Genomic DNA, 4,275 nt, shown 5'->3' on the forward strand with positions numbered 1-4,275 from the left:
CACACTTAGACGTGGCGCCAACAACTGACTACACTTACAACATCAAGACAGTTGTTCCAGGCAACATCTCAAGCTACAAATCATATGTGATTTCAGATACACTTGAGAAAGAGTTGGAAGCTAAGAGCGCAACGATTAAAGGTGCGGCAGCGGATTACTTCACTGTTACAGTGAAAGACCAAGTTGTTACTGCAAGCGTTAAAGACTTTGCGGCAGCGAAAGCTATTGCAGGTCAAGAGGTTGAATTGGTGATTGTGTCTCAAATCCGTGAAGGAGTGACTCGTCAAAACATTCCGAACACCACGAAGATTACGTTCAGCCACAAGCCAATCGTTAACGGTGAGGAAGAACCAAAAGGAGAAACCCCACCTAAGGATACGCCACCAACCCCACCAGTAACAGTAACGCCACCAACTCCAAATACTCCGCCGTTGACTAAGAAAGTTAATGGAGCTGAGAGAGCAGAGCTATCTTCTCGTCAAGAAGTATTTACCTATACGATTGACACAACTGTACCGACAGGAGCCTCTGCGTTTGAAGTGTCTGATACATTGGAATCTGTACTTCAATTTGAAGGAACAGTTTCTGCGACGCTTGATGGCAAAGCTTTAACGGAAAATCAAATCGTAATTAACGATCAGACCTTGACTGTTATGCTAACGAAAGATCAAGTTCGTTCAAAAGCAGGTAAGGCAGTCCAAGTTGTCTTCAAAGCAAGCGTTAAATCAGGCGCTGACTTGACTCCTTATATTGTCGAAGGTGTGACAAGCGTACCAAATACAGCAACTTACACGATTAACAATAATCCATCAACGAAAAAACAATCTAATACAGTTCCAGTTGTTCCACCAACTCCAGAGGAACCAAGCATTGATAAGAAAATCAATCAGACACTTGAACACTTAGAGATTGCAACTAATACTTCGTACATGTACAATGTAACAGCTAATCTCCCAATTGATATAGCAAGCTATGAATCATTTGTCGTCACTGATAAATTGGAAGATGTTTTGGCTATCAACGGTCAAGTTGTTGCTTACGTGGATGGCTCTGAAACAGATGCCGTTAAAGTAACAGTAGAAGGCAATTTGGTTACAGCAACAGTGGTTGATTTTACGAAATTAGCTGGCGCTAAGCAAATTCAACTCTATATTCCTGCGTATATCAAAGCAAATGCTGATTTGAGTTCTTACCTTGTAGAGGGCGTAGCTAAGGTTCCGAATACAGCTCAGGTAGCCTTTAGAGACAGTAATGGCAAAGATGGTCATAAACCAACTAAACCAGTAACTGTTACTCCACCAACTCCAGTTGAGCCTCCAAAACCGGAAGAGCCAACACCAGGCGAACCAGTGAAGACTGTTAGCCGAGTTGAAGGGCTAGAGCAGGCCGCTCTCCTGCGTTTATTGGATCGGACAGAAGCTTTCCGCTTCGATATTAAATCAGTCGTACCTTCTGATGAAGCTGAGGATAAACGTATTCAATTAACGAGCTTTACATTAACGGACTTGTTAGATCCACTCTTCGTTGTGAAGCATGAAGGTATAGCTGTTAAAGTAACTGAAGTTCCTGCTCCAACGGCAAACTTTGTTGATGAAGATGTAGAGAAATCTCAAGTAGCACTTGAACAAGCTAAAGCTAAACTTGAGGAACTGCGAGCTTCTCTGGATCAGACAGCAATAAAGGCAGAGCTTGAAAGTGCACAAGAAAAAGTCGCACAATTAGAGTCTAAGCTGATTCAAGCTAAGGCAACGTTAGAAGAATTGAAGTTGAAAGATACTACTTCAAATTCAACTGAGAGTTCTGCTCCTGCAGAAGAAACTACTCCTAAACCGGTAGATACTAGCGCTACAATTCAAACGCAAGAACAAGTTGTTGCAGATCTCGAGGCAACCTTGACTGTCGCGAAAGAAGAGTTAGCTAAAGCTCAGGCAACTGTTGATAGTGCGAAAGCAATACCAGAAGTTCAGGTTGATCTCGCAAATCAAGAGCAAGTAATTGCTAAAATTGAACAAAAATTAGCAGAAGCCAAAGCCAAACAGGAGAAAGTAAACGAACGTCTAGCTCAATTGACTAAAGTCAATGAGAAAGGGGAGTTGACAGCTGATGCTCTTGCTGCATTAGGTGGCAAGGTAAAAGTTGATGGTCAACAAGTTACGGTCGAATTCGATGATGAATTGACGATGGAAGCTTTGAAAGGTCGAACAGTAACAGTTATTATCTATACTGCTATTAAAGATGGTGTTAGCTTGATTGAAGAACACTATACTGATGGTATTAGCAATACGGCGACTGTTCAGTATAACCATAATCCAAATGGAAACTTCACCAAGAAGACAAATACGGTCAAGGTTATTCCACCAAGACCAACTCCACCAGCACCAGAGCCACCAGCACCGGTGCCACCAGTTCCAACCCCTGAACCGCCAGTTCCGACTCCACCAACCCCGCCTGTTAATCAGAAAATCTTACCGAAAACAGGTGCAACAATTACGGCTGTTTGGGAGATCGTTGGTCTGATAGTAGGATTAGTATCTTTAGTTTTCTACACAGCTAAGAAGAAAAAGCAAGATGCTTAAAACACATTAGATAAACTAGTATAGAAGAGCCAAAGCTCTTCTATACCTGTATTATCTTCTTATTGAAAAAGAAAGAAAATAGCATGAAAAAACAAGTGAAAACATTGGCGGCGGTCATATTAGCTATTAATACAGCGGGATTATTTTCTCCTGCGTATAGTTTAAATTCACACCTCTTGCAAACGGTTTATGCAGCGGATGAAGAACCAGCTCCTGATGAAGAGTTACCAGATGCAGCTGAACAATCGGCTTTGATTAAATTTGATCAGGCTTTGAAACAGTTGGAATTAGATCTTTCTGAAGGTGAAGAAGAACTAATTGAAATGAGTTTAGAGGAGGCTGTAGCGGCTCAACAGACTGCAATAAATGCATCTAAAACTCCAGGCGCAAAAGCTCGATTGGCTGAATTAAATAAGCGCTATGAAGCACTAAAAGCTAAAGCAGCTGGCAATACAGATCCAAATCCGTCAGAAGAGCAACCGACAACAGAGACAGAAGAGATTCCTGTTACAATAGTTTATAGAGCAGATGAGACTCGTGACTATGGTGTTCGGGAAACTGAAAAGGAAGGGACTCCAGGTCAGCGCACATATACTATTATCAATGGTAAGCGTGACGAAGGTCGCATCACAAAAGATATGGATCCCAAGGTTATCGTTGTTGGAACAAAACCATCAGTAACACAAAAGGAAATTCCTGCTGGTGAAATTTATGAAGATGATTCAACTCTTGAAGAAGGACAAAAAGTTTTAAAACAAGCTGGTAAGCCAGGTATTGAAACAACTACTACAACTTACCAACTTGATACCGCGACAGGTGAAGTTACACCTAAGGTAACCCAAAATGCCACTCCAGCAGAAGCAGCCGTTTATCGTCGTGGTACGAAGAAAGCAGACACACAACCACAACCAACAGTTGAAGTCAAGACAGAAGAAATTCCAGTGGCAACAACCTATGTTGCGGATGAGACTCTTGCTTATGGAGAACGTCAAACCAAACCAGGTATAGCAGGTGTTCGTACGATTACGATTACAAATGGTCAATCAGATGGTGGTAAAATCACCAAAGAAATGGTGCCAACCGTTATTACTGTAGGTACCAAGCCAACTGTTGTAGAAAGTGCAGTTGTAGCTCCATCAGATAAGGTTTACGAAGATGACGCTAGCTTGGCAGAAGGAACAGAAGTCCTAAAAACTCCAGCAGTAGCAGGTAAGAAAGTTGTGACAACAACCTACAGTTTGAACCCTCAAACAGGTGAAGTAACCTCATCTTCAAGCGAACAAGTTCAACCAGGTCAAGCGGCTGTTTACCGTCGTGGTACGAAGAAAGTAGAACCAACAGTTGAAGTCAAGACAGAAGAAATTCCAGTGGCAACAACCTATGTCGCGGATGAGACCCTTGCGTACGGTGAACGTCAAACCCAACCAGGTACAGGAGGTGTTCGTACAATTACGATTACAGATGGTCAATCAGATGGAGGTAAAATCACCACTGCGATGGTACCAACCGTTATCACTGTAGGTACTAAGCCAACAGTTGTAGAAAGTGTAGTTGCAGCCCCATCAGATAAGGTTTACGAAGATGACGCTAGCTTGGCAGAAGGCACAGAAGTCCTAAAAACTCCAGCAGTAGCAGGTAAGAAAGTTGTGACAACAACCTATAGCTTGAACCCTCAAACAGGTGAAGTAACCTCATCTTC

General features: G+C 42.3%; 2 protein-coding genes. Both read left to right on the forward strand.

Annotation, left to right across the window (positions count from 1 at the left end):
• Positions 1-2,576, forward strand: a 2,576-nt coding sequence (locus ACFPQ3_RS01545) for an isopeptide-forming domain-containing fimbrial protein (RefSeq protein WP_380433494.1), incomplete at its 5' end; no start/stop codon positions are given.
• Positions 2,577-2,659: 83 nt separating this feature from the next.
• Positions 2,660-4,275 (forward strand): G5 domain-containing protein (locus ACFPQ3_RS01550; RefSeq protein ID WP_380433495.1); only part of this gene is annotated, 1,616 nt, incomplete at its 3' end.

It is taken from the genome of Streptococcus caledonicus (assembly GCF_042656225.1).
Classification (GTDB): Bacteria; Bacillota; Bacilli; order Lactobacillales; family Streptococcaceae; genus Streptococcus; species Streptococcus caledonicus.